We start from the raw sequence: 19147 nt of genomic DNA, 5'->3' as shown, positions 1-19147 counted from the left end.
ATTTGTGATTCCATACATAGTTAACATAGGATTATAAAGAGCAAATTTCTTTGGATCTGAATAATTGGGGTTAGGTAACTTTTATTTTGTTTAATTTACTGCCATTTGGTTGAATAGTTATCAGTTTGCGGCAAGGAGAAGCCAGGTGAACAATCGGATATAGTGGCCAGATCCCTTCGATGACTCTCTGGCGGGAGGGATGGTCTATCGCAAGTTTTTATATTGCGGGCAACTCTACGGGATCGGCTTTCAAGAATTGCCGACGCTGGCAGATTTAGAAGCAAAACATATAAAGTTGAATCATGCGTTCCCACAGTTTCGTTTCCCACAGAACAATAGTGTCTGGGCAGTACTATTTGACACTATTGACCCGGTAACAGACTCACCTTTAGGCTTTAAGCATGTTAAGTTTGACGGATTAGCGGGTGGGCGTGTGCTCCAAAACGTTGCAAGTATAATTTATGACCATTATAATATTTGCGATGCAGGTGCATATGTTTTCAGCGCCGCGGAAGATAGAGAGCATGAGCGAGGCACTGATCTTTCAGTAATTTATTCGCGAGCACTCGGTCTTCAGGGGCACCGTACAAGCAGGCTGTTCAGCCCGTTTATCGGTTGGAACGCATATACCGATATAGACGCAGGACGAAGAAGTTATGTCGTCACAACTCAAAGTTACCAGCCTTAACAACGCCGCAGTGGAACGCCTTACTCTTGAAATGGGCAAACGTCTGCAGGCAGCAGCAGGTCGAGATGTGAGAGAGAAGCTTGCTTCCGGCGAGATTAAAATTGTCAATGGTCGCTATGTGGCATCCAGTGATAGTAGCCTTCGAGTTAAACGTTCCTCAGTCTTTGGCGGGGGTCGCCCAAAGAAGCAGGGGATGTATAGCGCATAAAAGAGCCCCGAAAGGGGCTTTTTTATGCGCTCTATTCCAACCTGTACTTATCTTTTTCAAAAAAATTCTGCGCACTTAGTTAGCCATTTGGCTCATCAGTTATTTGTACTTTGCCGGTTGCTATATATTTGTAAGCAATGCCTGCTTCTGGCAGAGATTAGACGCTTATCTGGCGCAGATAGCAGCCGGACAGCAGTAATGCGTGGCGATGCAGCTACCGGTAAGGCGGTTTGATGACCAGACCACAGCGCTTGCTCCGGAGATAGTCGGAAAGGTGCTCAGTGTTATGCGCGGTCTGGCGCAGGAAGATGTCACGATAAAGTGGCGCGATATGGCTGATATTATCTGGTTGATGGATTGGGCGCAGATTCTGGAGAAAGCGATACCTGACAACTTTTTCAGACACCTCAGCATTTCTGTAAGCATCGTTTCCTGAGCGATTATCAGGGCATTAACTCAGCCGTTGCAAAGCCAGCCGCAAGAGTGGATCGGCAGCCTGCCAGACGGCGGGCTGCCTTGCATATCAGGGAATAAGTTTACTGCTGCGCATGGCTTCCAGATGCTCGATCAACACGTCATCGGAGCGCCTGATCATGGCGTCAAATCCTTCCCGGCGCGCTTTGGTGACGTCAAATATGGCATCTTTCTGCACATGGAAGATGAAATCACCAAATCCGCCCAGCGCCAGCTTATCGATATTCTTCTCCTTCAGCTGCGCCTTATCGGCGATGGATGACCAGAGAGGCTTAAGCCCGCTGAGACGTTCGCTAAGCGAGACAGGCTGCGCCTCGCCGACCGGCACACCGAACCAGTCAGCCAGTTTTGGCCAGACATGACACCAGCGAAACACGTCGCCATTGGTGATATTGAACGCGCCGAATTTGGCGTTTTCGGCAGCCCAGATAGCGCTTTGCCCCAGAATGCGGCTGTCGGTGATATTCACCAGCGTATTGCGATAGGCGTCATCCGGGCCGGGGAAATGCAGAGCGGTTCCCGTTTCGCGGCAAATCGTCCCGTACACGCCGATCAGATTTCCCAGGTTCATGGGCGATCCGAATGAGTGGCCGATAACAATATCCGGGCGCAGCGCAGTCCAGCCGATACCTTCCTCGCCAATCTTCTTCGCATAGTCTTCATGCCGGAAATAGAGGTTAGGCGGAAAATGCCGGCTGTCCTCTTCCCGTGCCGGGGTGCGGTAAACGCCCAGATGAGCGCCATAAACCTTGCCGCCCTGAATAAAGATAATATGCTGCAACGCATTGCCTGACGAGCGCACTGCGCCGATCAGGTTTTCAAACATCAGCGCATTAATATCCGCTTCCACGCCCGGATTAGGATCCTGGCGCAACGCCGCGTAAAAGATATGCGTCACCGTTTCAAACGCTTCGCGGTGTTGTTTAAGATCCTCTGAAGAGGTCAGGTCGGCGCTGATATGAGGAGAAGAATGAGGGCTGTGCGGCGAACGCCCAAGAGTCGTGATTTGCCAGCCCGCTTTATGGAAGGAATCATGAGCGGCAAAGCCAACTACGCCGCTTGCACCGACCAGCAATACGTGCTTGTTATTCATACAGTTCTCCGCTTGGTTTCAGATAACAAAATGTAGCTGCGTTTTTCGGGCGCAGCAGGCCCAGGCAGAAAATTGAGCGGATCGTCTTTTCCTCGTCCCGGACGCATCATTCAGGCCAAAAGCCGACAGCTTTTCTGCAAAAAATCGGGCGATACAGCTCTTCTCTTCCGAAAAACGACCCTGATTTTTATCAAAAATTTATTATGCTCTCGGCCTCTGGCCCTGCCGGTACCCGGCAGCAGCATACAAAGGGTTTACCGCTGCCGGAAAACGGCGCCGTGCCCGAACGCTGTTATTAAAAAGTGATCTATATAACAGAATGAGTCAAACAATGATGAACAGGCGCAGGGCCACAGAAACGTTTATCTCTGTACACGTTTACAGCACAGAATTTTCCGGCCTGCCGCCTACGCCCCTATCAACTTCTGGCGCGTGACACAGGTGCCATTCCCGCTTTTTTGCGTCCATCATTTGCTGCCGTTCTCGTTGCAGACCCTGACTCGCCCCGATGATCCACTATACTGACCATTGCTGGTGTAATTTACCTACGAATCTGAGCACGGTTAGTTCCCAAATACCCACCCTACCCACGACCATCAGGAGAACAACATGCAAAAGAGTAAAACCCTGAAAATGCTGCTGGCCGTATCGGCAGCGGCCGCTATGTTCAACACTGTCGGCGTGCAGGCCCAGACGCCAACGAGCGCCGCGCAGAATGTCGCCGCGGGCCAGGCAGGATCGAGCGCCAAACTCAGTGCCGGCGACGAAAAAGCGGTGAAAGACATGGCGCAGGCCAATATCAATGAAATCGCCGCTGCCAAGCTCGCGCTGAGCAAGGCCCAAAGCAGCGATGTCAAAGCATTCGCTCAGCAGATGGTCGAAGATCACGGCGCCGCCTTGACCAAAGTACAGGCCGTCGCCCAGCAAAAGGGCGTGACGCTGCCGACTGAGCCGGACGCCAGCCACAAGGCCATAGCCGCTAAACTGGAAAAGCAGAGCGGCAACGCATTTGACAAGATGTATATGGAAAACGCCGGCACTAAAGACCACAAGATGGTGCTGGCGAAGCTGAAAAGTGACGCCATGCAGATTAAGGATGCGGATGTGAAGGCCCTGGCCGACGCGCATACGCCGGTCGTTGAGCAGCACCTGAAGTCCGCCCAACAGATGTCGATGTCGGCAGGTAAGTAAACAGGTTGTTCAGTGGGCGACTGTCCTTCGACCAGGCACGGGCCTTGTTCAACATATCGCTGAAAGGCACGGAGGCGTCATTGTTGGTGGTGCCGCAGAACGGGCGGCATCTTTACTCTAAGCGTGCCGTTCAATGCTCGCACCTGCGTGGTCGCAAACAGACGTTCACTGCATGTGTTAATACCAGACAGCTGTTCGACAGGATATACGGAATCATGGCGAAGGAACGCTTCTGGCTCCCAACGGACATCACTAAAATATGCGCTCAGGACAGCAATTCTTATCCTGGCGCAGCTTCCCCCGACTAGCCTGGAAGCAGTAAATACAGCCGGGATCGGCTCATATTACTGCCTGTCACCATAACCCCGTATAAGCGGTTACAAAAGGCGCCCTCTTTTATCACAAAACCGCCCTGGACGTAGAGCTGCTTTCAGGCAAGCGTGTGGTTTTTCATATTTGACGCTACCAACGTATTTTGCGCCCGGCCTTTCATGGGCAAAATATGCAAAAGCCGCTGTAAATCTATTGAGTATTTATATTTACTGCGTCGCCATTTCCTTAGGTTCACGACTGTGGCCTGCCATGCCGACACCTTGTAATGCCCGAAAAGCCAAAGCAGCGCAAAATTGCCATAAAAAAGGATTAGCCCGGTGACGACAAAACAGATCGCGTCCGCAAGTGCTCCGAATGTGATTGAATAATCTACTGACGTTATAAAACCTGCCAGCGCGGAAGTAATGAGCCCCCAGCCAGCGACTGATCCGGAGGTTGCACCGGTGCTTAACTGTTCTGTCATATAAAAACCTTAAATAAAAAAGGCCCACCGAAGTAAGCCTGCAATATATACGTGGAAAGCTTTCCTTTTATAAAAAAATAGCCATTCTAACAAGCATTAAAAAGGCCGAACCTGGCGGCCATATAATATAATATTTAAAGTGAAATTTTTTATATAAATTACGTTTATTTCTTAATCAAGATCGAAAAAATAAAATGAATAAATTTAACCACACCAATATAGCAAATCATCATTATACTGAAGCGTGATATTTCTTCAGGGAATGCATACCAATTAGTAAACATTACCTTTGCACCACTCAATAGCGATGATGCCAGAAGCACCCCAAAAAAAATAGCGAGGCAGTAAATCAATTTCTCTTTCACTTTAAGCGTCCTTAAAAGGAACAAGAGTCGCCAGAACAATTTGAATTGTTTGAACCGGAACCACCGCCTCCGCTGTTGCCGCTATTCTTGAAACATCCACCAGAGATAACGCCACCAGCCAGCCCTACGGCTATACCAGCCAAACCGCCCAATGATCCGGCTATCATTCCTCCAATTATCAACCTAAATATATGCCCCACCATTTGCTTTTTGATAAGGCATAAACAGGTTTACTCTTTTGTCAGGGATTCGTCAATCTATGTAACCATTTGCCTAAAACTACAATAAAAAACAATATATACAGGCAGTTATATATTTAATAAAAATAAATTAAGAACTTTTTGGAGCGGCAATTAAATAAAAAAACAAAAAAGGTTGAACACCATCACAAATTAAAAGAGTAATATTAAAAGTGGGCTGAAGCATCACAGTGATAATTGTATGCCGCGTTTGCCACAGGGCTAACAGCAAAAAACCCCGCCGTGGCGAGGTTTGCAATTCATAAGTGGCGTATGCACAGAAATCCTACTTTGGAGAGATACTATGCCAATTTCGGACAAAATCAATCCCTCTTTTGATTATTGTTATAAGATCCTTCAATTTCCTTTATCTGCTATGGAAAACAGTAAATGAATTCTGTTTAAAATGCATGTTGCAGGAGTAAATCAACAGTTGGTGTAAACAAGGAGAGTAACAATGGCATGGGTTTATGAAGTGATGACTAAATCTTTTTACCTGAATGGTAAGTTCCAGTTTAAGGCTATGTACGCTGGTGCGTGGGGGTATAAAGATGATGTAGCATTTGAATGCGTTAAATTTAAAGGCCCTCTGCCTCGAGGAAAATACCATATTGGGCGAATGCAAGCCACGCATCCAAAAGCGGGGAAACATGTCATACGTTTAACTCCTCATCCAGGGAATAGCATGTGTGACCGGGATGGTTTCCTTATTCATGGTGATAATGGTAAAGGGACAGCATCTAACGGTTGTATTGTTACCAGGTTATATGACAGGAAAAAGATTGCTGAAAGTCATGATCAGGAGTTAATTGTGAAATGATAAAAAACTCCGCTCTTTTTACCTTTATTATCTGTGCTAATGCATCTGCGGGCGTAACACCTGAATCATGCCTTGATATTAACAGAAGCGTCGGGGTAAGTATGACCGATGCTCTTGTTGCAGATTTAGATATCAAAGAAAGTGACATTTTAGTTGATAAAACAAAGTTGTCACTCCTGAGTACTAACAATGTAACGCCTGAGCTTGCTGAAACTCTGGCAAGAAAGAACTATAGTACAGAATCAACACATTTTTTTTCGCTCGATAAAGGAAAACAAATGTTTATGGAAAGTAATGCTAAAAATATAATTGTAAAGTATGATTATATTAACCACAAAAATAAACACATTGTCACTTTAGCTTCGCTATTAATTAATGATGACGAGTGCTCTGTCAATTTTAATGGTTATATTATTGTCAAGCGCGAGTTTTGATTATTGCCCCTGTGTATTGGCGCAGGGGCTTTTTACCATTAACGCGTCACATTTCTGAACTGTGTGTCAGCATAGCTTTCTTTGATCTCACATTTCGCCACCAGCTTTTCAAAAAAGGCTTTCCGTTGCGTGGCCAGGACGATTGGTTCAGCTCTGATACCAGCATTTGAGCACCCGGCGGTTGGGGCCGCCGAACGGCAATACGCCTCAAACGCCAGCTTCGACAGCACGACCAGGCATTTACCCGGCTGGCTGCCTGCGGCTTAACAACCAGCAAAACCTCACCATGCAACGCTTTCAGGCCGCTATAAACAAGACGCGCCCGCACCACGCCGCCATGCCTGCTCCGCCAGGGTATCGCTAAAGATTTGCGCTCAAATGCCGATAGCTTTTTCAGGCTTCTGAAAGCCTTTTTTACCCTTTGGGCAGTCATATTAATCAGGAGAGCAAGATGGATGTATCACAAATTGCATCACTGGCTACCGGCCTTGATAACATGGAACTCGGTAACAAAGTAAGCACGCTCGTACTAAAGAAAGCCCTGGATAATCAGCAGTCTGTGGCGGCCGGGATCATTGATTCCATCCCTCAGTTACCTGCCAACCCCGCAGTCGGTCGCAACATCAATACCACCGCCTGATTAGCGGCAACAATCCTGAGCACGACGTAAAAAAATCCGGAAACAGGACGTTTCCGGATTTCTGCACCACTACAGCATCATTAACCGATCGGCATCAGCTACCGCACCAGCTTGTTTTATACGCTGTCCTGCACGGGTGCTTTCACGCGCAGCGCCATAAAGATGGTCATGGTCGCCAGCAATAACAGCAGCGCGCTACCCATAAACACGCCTTTAGCGCCGGTAACGTTAAAGATCATACCGCCGGCCGCTGCGCCGATAGTGATAGCCAGCTGAATAGCCGCCACCAGCAGACCGCCGCCGCTTTCCGCCTCTTCCGGCATGGTGCGGGTGATCCACGTTGACCAGGCAACCGGCACGGCGCCAAACGCCATGCCCCACAGCGCGACCAGCAGCGCGTCCATCACCGGCGCGGAACCTAATCCCACCAGCGCCACGCCCATCAGCCCCATCGCCAGCGGCATGCCGATCAGCGTCAGATGCAGATTACGCTCCAGCAGCAGGCCCGCCAGCAGCGTACCGGCGAAGTTCGCCACGCCAAAGCCCAGCAGAATAGCGGAAAGCCCGTTGACGTCCACGCCGGTTACGCTCTCCAGGAAAGGTCGCAGATAGGTAAAGAAGGCGAAATGGCCGGAGAAAACCAGAATAATCGCCAGCAGCGCGGTCTGCATGCCCGGACGCTTAATCAACGACAGGATCGAGCTGTTTTTAGCCAGCGGATTAGGCGGCATTTTTGGCAATGCCGCCAGCTGCCAGCCCAGCGCCAGCACGCCGATGGCCGCCGCAGCGACAAACACGTTACGCCAGCCGATCAGATGACCGAAATAGCTGCCCATCGGCGCCGCAACGATGGTAGCAACCGACACGCCGCTAAAAACAATGGAGAGCGCGCGCGGGATCATCGCTTCCGGCACCAGCCGCATAGCGGTTGCCGCCGCCAGCGTCCAGAAGCCGCCGATGGCAATACCTAAAATCACTCGTCCCGCCAGAATAAAGGTCAGGTTCGGCGCGAAGGCGACCAGCAGGTTAGAAACGATCAGCATTACGGAAAACAGCAGCATCACGCCACGGCGATCCAGCTTGCTGGTCAGGGAAGCGCTGAAGAAACTGGTTACCAACGCGAAAATGGCCGTCACGGTCACCGCCTGGCCGGTCATGCCTTCCGTCACGCCCAGGCTGGCCGCCATCGGCGTTAACAGGCTGGCGGGCAGGAACTCGGCGGTTACCAGGCCAAATACGCCCAGCGCCATAGAGAACACGGCTCCCCACTGAGGCTTTATTGGTGTTGTCATAGAAAATCTCTTTAATCGTTCGATGGCAGCAAGATTAAAGCGCTGGTGTCGGATGGTCTATGATGTAAAATCCGTCATTATTGATTAATCGTCCGGGAAGCGCTGCCATGACCACAGAAGGCCACGATCTCACCAGCGAGCTGCTCTACGGGATGCGCCTGCTGGGGCTACAGTATCGGCGTATCGAACTCGCCGCGCCGTTTGGCGTTGGCTTTGTTAAAGCGCCGGGCCGCGCGCAGTTCCACTTCGTCAGCCGCGGCCCGGTGCTGCTGCGGACGCAGAACGGCCAGCTGCGCACCCTGAATACGGGCGATGCGCTGCTGCTGCCGCACGGCAGCGATCATGTGCTGCTCTCCTCGCCCGATGTGGCCTGCAAGGACATTCGCGCCTTCAATACCACGCCGGTTTGCGGCAACGTCTGCTGTATTAAAGACTGCGCGTCCACCGAAGAAACCACGCTGATATTCAGCGGCTGTATGGAGTTCGACCTGGGCGGTATGCAGATGCTGATCGGCTCGATGCCGGAAGTGCTGCTGGCGGATACGCTGATCCATAAATATCCGGAAGTGCAGCCGATGCTGGAAGCGATGGAGCGGGAATCGCTGGGCAAAAGAGCGGGCTATGCGGGCATTCTGGCGCGGCTGGCGGATGTGGTCGCGGCGTTTATCGTACGCGGCTGGGTGGAATCGGGCTGTGGCGCGGCGGGCGGCTGGCTGGAGGCGCTGCGCGATCCTAAGTTAGGCAAAGCGCTGGTGGCGCTACACCGCGATCCCGGCAAAAACTGGACGGTGGCGCAGCTGGCGGCGGAGATGGGCAGCTCGCGCTCGGTCTTTGCCGAGCGCTTTCTGGCGGTCACCGGCATGACGCCGGTACGCTATCTGACCAATTTGCGTATGCAGCTGGCGGCGCAGTGGATTGGCCGCGACGGCGAAGCGATAGAGAGCGTTGCCTGGCGGCTGGGCTACGGCTCGCTGGCCGCTTTCAGCCGGGCGTTTAAGCGCACCACCGGCACCACGCCGGGCGCCCTGCGGGCGGAAGAGAGCCGAAGAGCGGAGCAGCAGGCCTGACGGCCTGTAAGCGGCTCCTTCCTGCATACTACAAAAAACAGGAGGCGTACCCTATCCATCACGCTGTCGCCCAGGTTTTTAACCGACGGCTGCATACTGTCTTTTGGCGAGCGGGTCAGGCCGCGTCCGGTCAGCGAAGGGCGGATTTGCTCAACCGCCACCGCCTTATCGTGCGGCATATCAGCGCGCCGGAAGCCCGAAGGGAGTGAATAAATAACTGCTGAGCTTTATACGTCAAGAGCTTTAACACCGTAGGCGGCGTTCGTCGGCAGCTTTGTTCTTCCCTGTCCTCTCCAACATCCTCTTTACCCTTACCGCAATTCTTTACACTTTTCCCTGCCGTTTAATGCGTTTTAGCGCCATAACCGCACTTTTCAGCAGGCCCGGCACGGCGCTTTGAGGTATCATTTATTTAACAATGTACCTTCTGATTCATAACAATGACGCTATCGACCTCTGCTCAACCCGTTTTTGACGGCCATAACGATCTTCTGCTGCGCCTGTGGATGCAGGAAACAGGCGATGCCGTGGCGGAGTTTCTGCACGGCACGATGCACGGTCACCTGGATATGCCGCGAATGCGCCGGGGCAGCTTTGCCGGCGGCCTGTTTGCGGTGTTTGTGCCGCCGGCGCAGTACGTGAAGCAAAGCAAGACGGGCTGGCAGGAAGAGGATCACGATCCGCTGGCGATTACCGAAGCGCAGATCGCCCTGCTGCATCAGATTGCCGATCGCTCCGCCGGTCAGGCCCGTATCTGCCGCAGCGCGGAGGATATTGAGCGCTGTATCGCGCAGGGCGTGCTGGCGATGGTGCTGCATATCGAGGGCGCAGAGGCGCTGGATGACGAGTGCAGCCAGCTTGACCGCTGGGTTGCCGCCGGGTTGCGCAGCGTCGGCCCGCTGTGGAATCTGCAAAATCGCTTCGGCACCGGCGTGACCGGCGGTTTTCCCGGCTCGCCGGACAGCGGCGACGGGCTGACGCCTGTCGGGATCAATCTGCTGCGCGTGCTTAATCAGAAAAAGCTGCTGATCGATTTGTCGCATATGAATGAGAAATCTTTCTGGCAGGTGGCGGAGGTCAGCGATGCGCCACTGGTCGCCACCCATTCCAACGTTCATGCGCTTTGCCCGCAGCCGCGTAATTTAACCGACGCTCAGCTGGCCGCAATTGCGCAGAGCGACGGCTTTGTCGGCGTCAACTTTGGCAATGCGTTTCTGCGCGCCGACGGCAAGCGCGACAGCGATACGCCGCTGGCGCAGATTGTGCAGCATCTTGATGCGCTGTTGGAAAAGCTGGGCGAAGATCGCGTCGGCTTCGGTTCTGACTTTGACGGCATCAGCGTGCCGGACGAACTGGGCGATGCGGCCGGACTGCCGAAACTGGTCGATTTAATGCAGCAGGCGGGCTATTCGCCCGAACTGATCGATAAGATTTGCTGGCGTAACTGGTTACGCGTGCTGAAGAAAACCTGGGGAGAATAACGCTCCCCCGTTAATCCCTGCGGCTTACAGGGTTGATATCACTGTGACACAGGTGCAACATTTGCGCCGCCGCAGGGCGATATTTGACAATAAGCTGTTTACCTGCCGAACTTAACGGGCAGATTTTTCCCTTAACACCATGAGGAGCTCCGCTATGTGGACTAAACCAACGTTTGTTGATTTACGCTTAGGCCTGGAAGTGACGCTGTACATCTCCAACCGCTAAGCCCTTATGCCCACTCAGGTGGGCATTTCCTCTCTTTTTTTCTGGTCTACACATGCAAATTAACGTTCTTGGCTCTGCGGCCGGCGGCGGTTTTCCCCAGTGGAACTGCAACTGCCGAAACTGTCAGGGCGTGCGTAACGGCACGCTGAAAACCTCGGCGCGTACGCAATCTTCCATCGCCATCAGCGACGACGGCGTCGATTTTGTGCTGTGCAACGCCTCGCCGGATATCGCTCATCAGATCGCCGCCACGCCCGCGCTGAATAAGAAAGACGTCCTGCGCGGCACCGCTATCGGCTCGATTATCCTGACCGACAGTCAGATCGATCACACCACCGGCCTGCTGAGCCTGCGCGAGGGCTGTCCGCATCAGGTCTGGTGCACGCCGGAAGTACACGACGATCTCACCACCGGTTTCCCCATTTTTACCATGCTTTCGCACTGGAACGGCGGCCTGGTGCATCACGCGATTCAGCCCGGCGAACCTTTCTCCGTGGCGGTCTGTCCGGCGCTGCGGTTTACCGCCATCCCGCTGCTCAGCAACGCGCCGCCCTATTCGCAGTATCGCGGCAGACCGCTGCCCGGCCACAATGTCGCGCTGTTTATTGAAGATACCCGCAGCGGAAAAACGCTGATGTATGCGCCCGGTCTGGGCGAGCCGGACAGCGAGCTATTGGGCTGGTTGCAAAAAGCCGACTGCCTGCTGATCGACGGCACGCTGTGGCAGGATAACGAGCTGGCGACAACCGGCGTGGGCCGCAATACCGGTAAGGATATGGGTCATCTGGCGCTGGCCGAAGAGCAGGGCCTGATAGCGCTGCTGGCTTCGCTGCCCGCCGAGCGCAAAATCCTTATTCATATCAACAATACCAACCCGATCCTGGATGAAGAGTCGGCTGAACGTCAGGCGCTGACGCAGCACGGCATCGAAGTCAGCTGGGACGGTATGCGTATCGACCTGTGAGAAAATCATGCAACAGACTCCCATGACGCGCGAAGCGTTCGAGCAGGCGCTACGCGCCAAAGGCGCTTATTACCATATCCATCATCCTTACCATATCGCCATGCACAACGGCCAGGCGACGCGTGAGCAGATCCAGGGTTGGGTGGCGAACCGTTTTTACTACCAGACCAGTATTCCGCTGAAGGACGCCGCCATTATGGCGAACTGCCCGGATCCGCAGACGCGCCGCAAGTGGGTACAGCGTATTCTGGATCACGACGGTCATCAGGGCAGCGAAGGCGGGATTGAAGCCTGGCTGCGCCTGGGCGAAGCGGTCGGCCTCAAGCGCGAGACGCTGCTGTCGGAAGAGATGGTGCTGCCCGGCGTGCGTTTCGCCGTGGATGCTTACGTTAACTTCGCCCGCCGCGCGGTATGGCAGGAAGCGGCCTGTAGCTCGCTGACCGAGCTGTTTGCGCCGGAAATCCACCAGTCGCGCCTGGACAGCTGGCCACAGCACTATAAGTGGATCGAAGCCGAAGGCTACGGCTATTTTCGCGGCCGCCTGAGCCAGGCTAACCGCGACGTCGAGCACGGGCTGGCGCTGGCGCTGGACTACTTCACCACGGCCGAACAGCAGCAGCGTATGCTGTCTATTTTGCAGTTCAAGCTGGATATTCTGTGGAGTATGCTGGACGCTATGACCCTGGCCTACGCGCTGCATCGTCCGCCTTACCATACCGTGACCGACCAGCCCGTCTGGCATAAAGAGAGATTGCTGTAATGACCCTTAACGACCAGCAGATACCTGCGTTTCGCCGTGGCTACCGCCTGCAGTGGGAGCCGACGCAGGATTGCCACGTGATCCTGTACCCGGAAGGCATGGCGAAGCTGAACGAGAGCGCCACCGCGATTTTGCAGCTGGTGGACGGTAAACGCCCGCTTGCCGCGCTGATTGCCGGACTGAACGCTCGTTTTCCCGATGCGGGCGGCGTGGATGAGGACGTCAAAGCGTTCTTTATGCAGGCCGTCGAACAGAAGTGGATAATTTTCCGTGAACTCGCTTAAGCCTAATCCGCCGCTCTGGCTGCTGGCGGAGCTGACCTATCGCTGTCCGTTGCAGTGCCCCTACTGCTCAAACCCGCTGGATTTCGCCCGGCAGGAGCAGGAGCTGACCACGGCGCAATGGATAGAAGTTTTTAAACAGGCCCGCCAGATGGGCGCCGTCCAGCTGGGCTTTTCCGGCGGCGAGCCGCTGGTGCGTAAAGATCTGCCCGAGCTGATCCGTGCCGCGCGGGATCTGGGTTTTTACACCAACCTGATCACCTCCGGCATTGGCCTGACCGAGAAAAAGATCGACGCCTTTGCCGAAGCGGGTCTCGATCATATCCAGATCAGCTTCCAGGCAAGCGACGAGACGCTGAACGCGGCGCTGGCGGGATCGCAAAAAGCCTTCCAGCAAAAGCTGGCGATGGCGAAAGCGGTCAAGGCGCACGGCTACCCGATGGTGCTGAACTTTGTGCTGCATCGCCATAACATCGACCAGATCGATCGCATTATTGAACTGGCGATCGAGCTGGAGGCCGACGACGTCGAGCTGGCGACCTGCCAGTTTTACGGCTGGGCGCAGCTGAACCGCGAGGGCCTGCTGCCTACCCGCGAGCAGATCGCCAGCGCCGAAGCCGTGGTGCAGCGCTACCGCGAAAAAATGAAGGACAACAGCAACTTCGCTAACCTGCTGTTCGTGACGCCCGACTACTATGAAGAGCGGCCGAAAGGCTGTATGGGCGGCTGGGGCGCGATTTTCCTGAGCGTGACGCCGGAAGGCATGGCGCTGCCGTGCCACAGCGCGCGCCAGCTGCCGATCGCCTTCCCGTCGGTGCTGGAGCATACGCTCCAGGAAATCTGGTACGACTCGTTCGGCTTTAACAAATATCGCGGCTTCGACTGGATGCCGGAACCCTGCCGCTCGTGCTCTGAAAAAGAGAAGGATTTCGGCGGCTGCCGCTGCCAGGCCTTTATGCTGACCGGAAACGCGGACAATGCCGATCCCGTCTGCGCCAAATCGCCGCATCATGGCCAGATCCTTGAAGCGCGTGAGCAGGCCAACTGCAGCAATATTCAAATCAGCCAGCTGCAGTTCCGCAACCGCACCAATTCACAGCTGATCTTTAAAACCGAAGCGTGAACGGTCATTCCTCTTCCCGCGTAGCAAACGGCCTGCGGATCACGCTGATCCACGAGCCGGAAGCCGCGCGGGCGGCGGCGCTGTTCCGGCTTTCCGCCGGTAGCCTTGACGAACCCGCACGCTGGCCGGGCCTGGCGCATCTGCTGGAGCATGTGCTGTTCGCCGGCAGCGCCGGTTATCAGCAGGAGCAGCGGCTGATGGCCTGGGCGCCCGCCCACGGCGCGCGGCTTAACGCCACCACTCAGGCACATTTCACCGCCTGGTTTGTGGAGATCGCTCCCGAGCGGCTGGGGCAGGCGCTGTGCAGGCTGTCTGATATGCTGGCGCGCCCGCTGCTGGCTACCGAGGCGATTACCACAGAAGCGGCCGCGATCGAGGCGGAGTATCGGATGCTGCAAAGCCATGGCCCGACGCTGTGCGAGGCGGCGCTGAGCCAGGCCTTCGCCGCGCCCCATCCCCTGCACGATTTTCACGTCGGCAGCCAGCGCCATTTCGGCGACGACGCGGTCGCGCTCCAGCAGGCGCTGCGGGACTGGCATCAATGCTGGTTCCATACCGGCAATCTGGAACTCTGGTTGAGCGGCCCGCAGCCGCTGCAGGAGCTGGAAGCCATGGCCGAAGAGGCTGCGGCAGCTTTTGCTCGCGCAGAAACCGCGCCTGCCGCGCCGCCGCTGTTACGGCCGACCGCACCAAGGGCTTTTGCTCGCGCAGAAACCGTGCCTGCCACGCCGCCGCTGTTACGGCCGACCGCACCAAGGGCTTTTGCTCGCGCAGAAACCTTGCCTGCCGCGCCGCCGCTGTTACGGCTGGCCCCACAGCGGGCTTTTGCGCTGCAAAGCGCCGCAGCGCAGCATCTCCAGCTGAGTTTTCTCCTCAACGACCCGCAGCCCGCCAGCCTGACGCTGCTGCGCGAGCTGCTGACCGACAAAGCGTCAGGTAGTTTGCTGGCGACGCTGCGCGAACAGGGGCTGTGCGACGATATTTCGCTGCTGGAGCCTTACCGCAGCGCGCGGCAGTCGGTAGCCAGCGTGCGCTTTCAGCTGAGCGGCCTTCAGCTGGCGCAGTGCGCCCGTATAGAAACGCTGTTCCGCCGCTGGCTGGCGCAGCTTTCCGGCCTGACGCAGCAGCAGCGGGCTCACTATGCCAGCCTCACGCAGCGGCGTTTCAGCCAGCTTTCTCCTCTCGACCAGCTACGCGATCTGGCGCTGGGTTTTCCGCCTGCGCAGTCGACCACGCCGCTACCCCTGCCGCAAAGCCTCAGCCGACTGTGGGTATCGCCTGCGGTCAGCGCGCCGTCCGTCCGCGCGCAGGGCTTTACGCTACGGCTGGCGGCTATCGACTGGCCGCAGGCGGAGCCGGAGCCGGAAACGCCGCCCGCCCTGCATTTCTATTCGCCAGCCTCCACGCCCGTCACGCCCGCGTTACCGGTAGCGAAAAGCACGCTGGCGTTGGTTGCCGCGCCGGTCGAACCAACGCTGCTGCTTAGCGTCCAGCCTGGCCTTCTGCCAGATCGACGTAGCGCCGCGCTGATCGAGGCCGCGCTTCAGCCCGCGATGGGCGATGCGCTGCACGGCGGCGGCGAGCTGGCCTTTTCCCGCCAGCACGGTCTGTGGCAGCTGCGGCTCAGCGGTCAAGATGCATTACTGGCCGCTACGCTGGATCGGGCAATACAGGCGCTGACGGATCCGCCAGCCGCCACCCAGGCTTTTGGCGAACGGCTTTTTTATCAGGCGCAGCAGGCTGACGATATCGCCATCCGCTGTCTGCTGGCGCACCTGCCCGATTTGCTGAACAGCACGTCAGCGGATGCGCTGTCGGCGCTACGCTGGCAGGCCACGCTTTACGGCGGCGCGGCCAACAGCGCAGCAGACCTGGCGCGGCTGCTGACCAGGCTGCCGGGCGCGGTCGAACCGGCGCAGTCACCGCCGCACGTTTTCCCCACGCAGCCGCACTATTCCTGCCCGACGGCAAGCCGTGATGCGGCGGTGCTGGTGTTCTGCCCGCTCGCCGAGGCCAGCGCGGTCTGCTTTGCCAGCTGGCAGCTGCTCGCCACGCTGTTTGAGCCGCGCTTTTTTCAACGGCTGCGGGTCGAGGCCAACGTCGGCTACGTGGTCAGCTGCCGTTTTCATCAGACCGCCGGACAGGCCGGCCTGCTGTTTGCGCTGCAATCACCCGCTTTAAGCACGGCAGAACTGTTCGGGCATATCGATCGGTTTATCGCCGATATGGCGGCAACGGTAGATAGCCAGACCACCGAAACGCTTGCCGCCAGCTGGCTGTCATTGCTGCCTGCCCTGCCCGAAAGCGTGCCGAAAAACCGCGAGCACGTTACCGCTCACTGGCTCTATCAGCAGCTTAACCTGCCGTTCAGCTTTGTCCGGCCCTCGCCCGATCGGCTACGTCAGGCTTATCGACAGCTGACCGCCAGTTGCGCCCGCTGGTGGCGGCTGAGCAACAGCGCCTAAAGCAAATTTTTTGCCAGGCGCTCACGCTAATCGATTCAGCTTATATTTTATTCACCGTCTGACGCCCGCGCGCCATAAAGTTTCCCTGCGTGACTACCGATAAGCCTTTATCGACTCCCCTTTCCGAGTACGCAGTATGCTAAAAAATATTAAAGTTGTGACCAGCATCGTTATCATGTTGGTTATTTTCAGCGGGCTGCTGCTGGTTTCCAGCGCGCTCTCATTTAACGCTATTAGCCAGGACAAAGAGAATTTCAACCACGCCAGCGTGCTGACGCAGCAGCAGAACCAGCTCAGCGACACCTGGCAGACGCTGCTTGAAACGCGCGTCACCATTAACCGTGCCGCTATCCGTATTCTGAAAAAGCAAACCGATCCGGCCACGCTGGCGGCCATCGACAAGCTGCTGACCAACGCCACTGCCCTGCTTAACGAGGCGCAGGCGCACTTTGAACGTTATCAGCGTGCGCCTGCGCAACCCGGACAAAGCAGCGAGATAACGGCCAGCGTGGCCAGCAGCTATCAGCAGCTGCATGACACCATGAAGCAGTCTGTCCAGTTTCTCGGCGCGAATAACTACGAGGCTTACGGCAATCTGGATGCGCAGCAGGCGCAGGACGGCCTGAAAGCCAGCTATAACCAGTGGCGCGAACAGAACGCGAAGCTGCTGGCGACGGGCATTGAGGTCAATCAGCAGGGCTTTACGAATATGATGTGGACGCTGGCGGCAGTGATCCTGCTGCTGCTGGTGCTGGTGCTGGTCATCTGGAAAGTGATTAAGGAAGTGCTGCTGCGGCCGCTGAAGCAGGTTGAGGAGCATATTCAGCACATTGCCGAAGGCGAGCTGACCCGCACGCTGACGGTGGAAGGCCGCAGCGAAATAGCCAGGCTGGCCGCCCATCTTTCCGCCATGCAGCAGGCGCTGACCGTTACCGTCAGCCACGTGCGGGAAAGCTCTGACGCCATCTACACCGGCGCGAGCGAAATTTCGATGGGCAACAACGATCTCTCCGCCCGTACCGAGCAGCAGGCCGCCTCGCTGGAGCAGACCGCAGCCAGCATGGAAGAGCTGACCGCCACGGTGAAGCTGAACGCAGAAAACGCGCGTCAGGCCTCACAGCTGGCGTCGAGCGCGTCGCAAACCGCAATCAAAGGCGGCAAGGTGGTGGACGGCGTGGTGCAAACCATGAGCGATATCGCCGGCAGCTCGAAGAAAATCGCCGATATCATCAGCGTGATTGACGGCATCGCTTTCCAGACCAATATCCTGGCGCTTAACGCCGCCGTGGAAGCTGCCCGCGCGGGCGAACAGGGCCGTGGCTTTGCCGTGGTCGCGGGCGAAGTGCGCAATCTGGCCCAGCGCAGCGCCCAGGCGGCGAAAGAGATCAAGACGCTGATTGAAGCATCCGTCAGCCGCGTCGACGCCGGTTCGCTTCAGGTCACCACCGCCGGAGAAACCATGCACGATATCGTCGATGCCGTGGGACGCGTCACCGCCATTATGGCAGAGATCGCTTCCGCCTCTGACGAACAGAGTCGCGGCATCGATCAAATTGGCCAGGCGGTCACGGAGATGGATCGGGTCACGCAGCAGAACGCTTCGCTGGTACAGCAATCGGCCGCCGCCGCCGCGTCGCTGGAGGACCAGGCGACCCGTCTGGCTCAGGCCGTTGCCGTGTTTCAGACCGGCCACGCGCGCGCGCCAGCCGCAAAACCTGCCGAAAAAGCCCTGAAAAAAACGCAGCCGGCAGCCGGTGAAGGAAACTGGGAAACGTTTTAAGCGAGCGTCGCCGACGGCTTACCGGCCGTTCTGATTGTGTTACTTATGTGGCCGCACCGGATGCTGATAGCGTGTCGGCCATATTTTCTCGGGAGCGATGTCCAGCGCTTCAGCAATCAGCCGCTCGCCTTTCGGCCACGGACGGCGCAGCGCGTTAGCCAGCGTCGAGGACGCCAGTCCCGCCTGCCGTGAAAGCGCGGATAAGTTTGTGCCTCTTTTTTTTAACGCAGCGATAATGTCTGCGGTATGCCAGTCCTTTAGCTCCATTATGCATCCCTTTTATGAGTTAAACCGTTGTCCGCGGCTGAGCCGCCCGTCATATCATTTATCTGCTTCACGTCGTTATCGGCCGTTGACGATGTCCAGCCACGTCGGCAGGGCGCCAGACAGCAGCGATAACGCACGCAACCGCCACTATTATATTTTTGCAAAAAGCGGCGTTTATTCTTTCCCTGTTATACAGCTAAAAAGCGCGTTTTTAAATATTTATTCCGCCAAAAAAACGAATTTAACCAATAGAAAACCCTTTCAAATCATTAAGTAAACAAGTAATTCGTATAGCTTATGCATACTCTTAAAAGGACGCCTTTTTTAAAACGAATAGCTAACAAGAATAATTATCAAAACCATTACAGCAGGCCCCAACATGAGAAAGGATGATAATAATTATCACTCCTTATTTTTCGCCGCAGATAAATATAAAATATATTTTTCTGCGGTTTTTATTTCTCTGCTTCCCGTGCATAATGCGGCAAATAAT

General features: G+C 55.7%; 19 protein-coding genes. 15 read left to right on the top strand and 4 right to left on the bottom strand.

What is annotated here, in order from left to right; all coding sequences use genetic code 11:
- Positions 1-199 precede the first annotated feature (199 nt).
- Both ACA373_RS13275 and ACA373_RS13270 read left to right on the top strand, forming a co-directional pair.
- Positions 200-688 (top strand): hypothetical protein, encoded by a 489-nt coding sequence (locus tag ACA373_RS13275; RefSeq protein WP_370734632.1) that lies wholly within the window; start codon positions 200-202, stop codon positions 686-688.
- Positions 689-1098: 410 nt separating this feature from the next.
- Positions 1099-1332: a hypothetical protein gene (locus tag ACA373_RS13270; RefSeq protein WP_301730025.1), complete on the top strand. Its 234-nt coding sequence runs from the start codon at positions 1099-1101 to the stop codon at positions 1330-1332.
- An 87-nt stretch (positions 1333-1419) separates the two neighbouring features.
- Here the strand turns inward: ACA373_RS13270 and ACA373_RS13265 are convergent, their stop codons facing one another.
- The gene (locus tag ACA373_RS13265) at positions 1420-2463 is read right to left on the bottom strand and encodes an NAD-dependent epimerase/dehydratase family protein (protein ID WP_253458375.1); all 1044 of its coding nucleotides are present in this window, start codon (positions 2461-2463) and stop codon (positions 1420-1422) included.
- Between the two features lie 609 nt (positions 2464-3072).
- On the opposite strand from ACA373_RS13265, the gene ACA373_RS13260 reads away from it, so the two are divergent.
- Positions 3073-3654 (top strand): DUF4142 domain-containing protein, encoded by a 582-nt coding sequence (locus tag ACA373_RS13260; protein WP_253458373.1) that lies wholly within the window; start codon positions 3073-3075, stop codon positions 3652-3654.
- Positions 3655-4084: 430 nt separating this feature from the next.
- Here ACA373_RS13260 and ACA373_RS13255 read toward each other — a convergent pair whose 3' ends face one another.
- Positions 4085-4450 carry a hypothetical protein gene (locus tag ACA373_RS13255; RefSeq protein ID WP_369896246.1) on the bottom strand — a complete coding sequence of 122 codons (366 nt, stop codon included), beginning with the start codon at positions 4448-4450 and terminating at the stop codon, positions 4085-4087.
- A 1061-nt stretch (positions 4451-5511) separates the two neighbouring features.
- Here ACA373_RS13255 and ACA373_RS13250 point away from each other — a divergent pair.
- The 3 genes from ACA373_RS13250 (at position 5512) to ACA373_RS13240 (ending at position 6948) form a co-directional block, all read left to right on the top strand.
- Complete coding sequence (locus ACA373_RS13250) at positions 5512-5874, top strand: tlde1 domain-containing protein (RefSeq protein ID WP_370734631.1); 363 nt, start codon at positions 5512-5514, stop codon at positions 5872-5874.
- The gene (locus tag ACA373_RS13245) at positions 5871-6308 is read left to right on the top strand and encodes a Shiga toxin A subunit (protein ID WP_253458367.1); all 438 of its coding nucleotides are present in this window, start codon (positions 5871-5873) and stop codon (positions 6306-6308) included. Before ACA373_RS13250 ends, ACA373_RS13245 begins: the two co-directional genes overlap by 4 nt.
- A 451-nt stretch (positions 6309-6759) precedes the next feature.
- The gene (locus tag ACA373_RS13240; protein ID WP_253458365.1) at positions 6760-6948 is read left to right on the top strand and encodes a YjfB family protein; all 189 of its coding nucleotides are present in this window, start codon (positions 6760-6762) and stop codon (positions 6946-6948) included.
- Between the two features lie 116 nt (positions 6949-7064).
- Here ACA373_RS13240 and ACA373_RS13235 read toward each other — a convergent pair whose 3' ends face one another.
- A complete protein-coding gene (locus ACA373_RS13235; protein ID WP_125287261.1) occupies positions 7065-8240 on the bottom strand; it encodes an MFS transporter in 1176 nt (391 codons plus the stop codon).
- A 107-nt stretch (positions 8241-8347) separates the two neighbouring features.
- On the opposite strand from ACA373_RS13235, the gene ACA373_RS13230 reads away from it, so the two are divergent.
- From ACA373_RS13230 to ACA373_RS13190, 9 genes are all read left to right on the top strand, one after another.
- Complete coding sequence (locus ACA373_RS13230) at positions 8348-9307, top strand: AraC family transcriptional regulator (RefSeq protein ID WP_301250612.1); 960 nt, start codon at positions 8348-8350, stop codon at positions 9305-9307.
- A gap of 440 nt (positions 9308-9747) precedes the next feature.
- Entirely contained in the window at positions 9748-10788 is a 1041-nt protein-coding gene (locus tag ACA373_RS13225; protein ID WP_370734630.1) for a dipeptidase, read from the top strand.
- Positions 10789-10942: 154 nt separating this feature from the next.
- Entirely contained in the window at positions 10943-11014 is a 72-nt protein-coding gene (gene pqqA / locus ACA373_RS13220; protein ID WP_071789594.1) for a pyrroloquinoline quinone precursor peptide PqqA, read from the top strand.
- 52 nt (positions 11015-11066) lie between these two features.
- The gene (pqqB, locus tag ACA373_RS13215) at positions 11067-11978 is read left to right on the top strand and encodes a pyrroloquinoline quinone biosynthesis protein PqqB (RefSeq protein WP_301250614.1); all 912 of its coding nucleotides are present in this window, start codon (positions 11067-11069) and stop codon (positions 11976-11978) included.
- A gap of 7 nt (positions 11979-11985) precedes the next feature.
- Positions 11986-12738, top strand: a complete 753-nt coding sequence (pqqC, locus tag ACA373_RS13210; protein ID WP_253458354.1) for a pyrroloquinoline-quinone synthase PqqC — start codon at positions 11986-11988, stop codon at positions 12736-12738.
- Positions 12738-13022, top strand: coding sequence for a pyrroloquinoline quinone biosynthesis peptide chaperone PqqD (gene pqqD / locus ACA373_RS13205; protein ID WP_370734629.1), 285 nt, complete (start codon positions 12738-12740; stop codon positions 13020-13022). Before pqqC ends, pqqD begins: the two co-directional genes overlap by 1 nt.
- Positions 13009-14142 carry a pyrroloquinoline quinone biosynthesis protein PqqE gene (gene pqqE, locus ACA373_RS13200; RefSeq protein ID WP_253458351.1) on the top strand — a complete coding sequence of 378 codons (1134 nt, stop codon included), beginning with the start codon at positions 13009-13011 and terminating at the stop codon, positions 14140-14142. Before pqqD ends, pqqE begins: the two co-directional genes overlap by 14 nt.
- Entirely contained in the window at positions 14139-16607 is a 2469-nt protein-coding gene (locus tag ACA373_RS13195) for an insulinase family protein (RefSeq protein ID WP_370734628.1), read from the top strand. Before pqqE ends, ACA373_RS13195 begins: the two co-directional genes overlap by 4 nt.
- Positions 16608-16743: 136 nt before the next feature.
- The gene (locus tag ACA373_RS13190; protein ID WP_253458345.1) at positions 16744-18387 is read left to right on the top strand and encodes a methyl-accepting chemotaxis protein; all 1644 of its coding nucleotides are present in this window, start codon (positions 16744-16746) and stop codon (positions 18385-18387) included.
- A gap of 39 nt (positions 18388-18426) precedes the next feature.
- Here the strand turns inward: ACA373_RS13190 and ACA373_RS13185 are convergent, their stop codons facing one another.
- A complete protein-coding gene (locus ACA373_RS13185) occupies positions 18427-18654 on the bottom strand; it encodes a helix-turn-helix domain-containing protein (protein WP_370734627.1) in 228 nt (75 codons plus the stop codon).
- Positions 18655-19147 lie beyond the last annotated feature (493 nt).

The sequence above is a fragment of the Erwinia sp. STN24 genome (assembly GCF_041320675.1).
GTDB lineage: Bacteria > Pseudomonadota > Gammaproteobacteria > Enterobacterales > Enterobacteriaceae > Erwinia > Erwinia aeris.
This window is presented reverse-complemented; position numbering and strand designations above follow the sequence as displayed.

Bases quoted from the DNA above. Each gene is read 5' to 3' on its own strand.
- pqqB (WP_301250614.1), top strand. From the start codon at position 11,067: ATGCAAATTAACGTTCTTGGCTCTGCGGCCGGCGGCGGTTTTCCCCAG.
- ACA373_RS13265 (WP_253458375.1), bottom strand. From the start codon at position 2,463: ATGAATAACAAGCACGTATTGCTGGTCGGTGCAAGCGGCGTAGTTGGC.
- ACA373_RS13240 (WP_253458365.1), top strand. From the start codon at position 6,760: ATGGATGTATCACAAATTGCATCACTGGCTACCGGCCTTGATAACATG.
- ACA373_RS13230 (WP_301250612.1), top strand. From the start codon at position 8,348: ATGACCACAGAAGGCCACGATCTCACCAGCGAGCTGCTCTACGGGATG.
- ACA373_RS13185 (WP_370734627.1), bottom strand. From the start codon at position 18,654: ATGGAGCTAAAGGACTGGCATACCGCAGACATTATCGCTGCGTTAAAA.
- ACA373_RS13245 (WP_253458367.1), top strand. From the start codon at position 5,871: ATGATAAAAAACTCCGCTCTTTTTACCTTTATTATCTGTGCTAATGCA.
- ACA373_RS13260 (WP_253458373.1), top strand. From the start codon at position 3,073: ATGCAAAAGAGTAAAACCCTGAAAATGCTGCTGGCCGTATCGGCAGCG.
- ACA373_RS13275 (WP_370734632.1), top strand. From the start codon at position 200: ATGGTCTATCGCAAGTTTTTATATTGCGGGCAACTCTACGGGATCGGC.
- pqqC (WP_253458354.1), top strand. From the start codon at position 11,986: ATGCAACAGACTCCCATGACGCGCGAAGCGTTCGAGCAGGCGCTACGC.
- ACA373_RS13225 (WP_370734630.1), top strand. From the start codon at position 9,748: ATGACGCTATCGACCTCTGCTCAACCCGTTTTTGACGGCCATAACGAT.
- ACA373_RS13190 (WP_253458345.1), top strand. From the start codon at position 16,744: ATGCTAAAAAATATTAAAGTTGTGACCAGCATCGTTATCATGTTGGTT.
- ACA373_RS13250 (WP_370734631.1), top strand. From the start codon at position 5,512: ATGGCATGGGTTTATGAAGTGATGACTAAATCTTTTTACCTGAATGGT.
- pqqD (WP_370734629.1), top strand. From the start codon at position 12,738: ATGACCCTTAACGACCAGCAGATACCTGCGTTTCGCCGTGGCTACCGC.
- ACA373_RS13235 (WP_125287261.1), bottom strand. From the start codon at position 8,240: ATGACAACACCAATAAAGCCTCAGTGGGGAGCCGTGTTCTCTATGGCG.
- ACA373_RS13255 (WP_369896246.1), bottom strand. From the start codon at position 4,450: ATGACAGAACAGTTAAGCACCGGTGCAACCTCCGGATCAGTCGCTGGC.